General features: G+C 39.8%; 2 protein-coding genes. Both read right to left on the minus strand.

Features of this window, described 5'->3' with window-relative positions:
• Positions 1 to 30 precede the first annotated feature (30 nt).
• Positions 31 to 489 (minus strand): nuclear transport factor 2 family protein, encoded by a 459-nt coding sequence (locus ACX5KA_RS10525; RefSeq protein ID WP_458731095.1) that lies wholly within the window; start codon positions 487 to 489, stop codon positions 31 to 33.
• Between the two features lie 116 nt (positions 490 to 605).
• Positions 606 to 980 (minus strand): energy transducer TonB, encoded by a 375-nt coding sequence (locus ACX5KA_RS10530; RefSeq protein WP_458731096.1) that lies wholly within the window; start codon positions 978 to 980, stop codon positions 606 to 608.
• Positions 981 to 1,060: the final 80 nt, after the last annotated feature.

The following is a 1,060-nucleotide window of genomic DNA, read 5'->3' on the forward strand; positions in this document are numbered from 1 at the left end:
GAGTGCCAACAGCGTTTTGTTCTACACACATTAACCGTGATGCCTGCGAATATGCGTAATCAACTTATCATTATTGAATTCTAAGGTTACTATATTTACTGAGCTGTAGGTTATATCTTTGTCTACATGATTTGGCCTGACTTTTCCTGACTCAGTCATTTTGATAATGGCAACATTTCCCCCAGTCATTATTTGATTTATTACTATTGAACTGTAGTAAATCTTGTCACTCATTTTGGCGATCAGGCCTTCACGTAAAGCGGATTTTTCCGTAATCGTTACTTTAAACTTCACATGTTCATCAACGAATTCATCTGCAATTAAATTAATAAAGGCATCAATATCCTGAATTGTAGTATTAGGTTGCTGGCGAGCATTTTTGGCTTCCACAAATTTTGTCGCTAGTTGCTCCAGTTCTCCCCCTGAGAGAGCAGCATTGGCGGTAAACGAAAGAAGTAAAAAGACAAATAAAAGTAAGAGCTTATACATAATGTTCCTTGTGTGTATAACTTTCCAATAACGGGCGCAGACATGTGGGGCATAATGGCGAAGCCGCCCCGCTTGTATGCGTCCCAGCGATCGAAGTGAGTGAGTTTATTGACTTGTTATACGCGGTTGCCAAAATGGAATTCGGTAGTCACGTACACAGGTATTTTATTGGTGTTTGATTGAGATGGCTCATACTCCATTTGCTTTACGGCTTTCAAACCTTGATCGTCCCAAACACCCTTTGGTACCGATTCAACTATCTCTGGATTATATACCTTACCATTCGAGTCAATTAAGTACCGGACCCTTACATAGCCGTCAGGTCGCTTTGCTACATTTCTGGGGGAAGAGAAGCTAAAAGACTGTGATTTCATTTCCCAATGCTGGTTCAAATTTTCTGCTTGAACCTCAATTGCTTTGGTTGAAAGATTTGGCGTTGAAGAGCAACCGAAAAGAAATGTAGCGACAATAGTTACAATTGTTTTTTTCATAAATATCCTTATTTTTTGAACATTAAGTAGCGTATAACTTTCCAATAACGGGCGCAGACATGTGGGGCATAATGGCGCAG

Source organism: Alteromonas alvinellae (genome assembly GCF_902705805.1).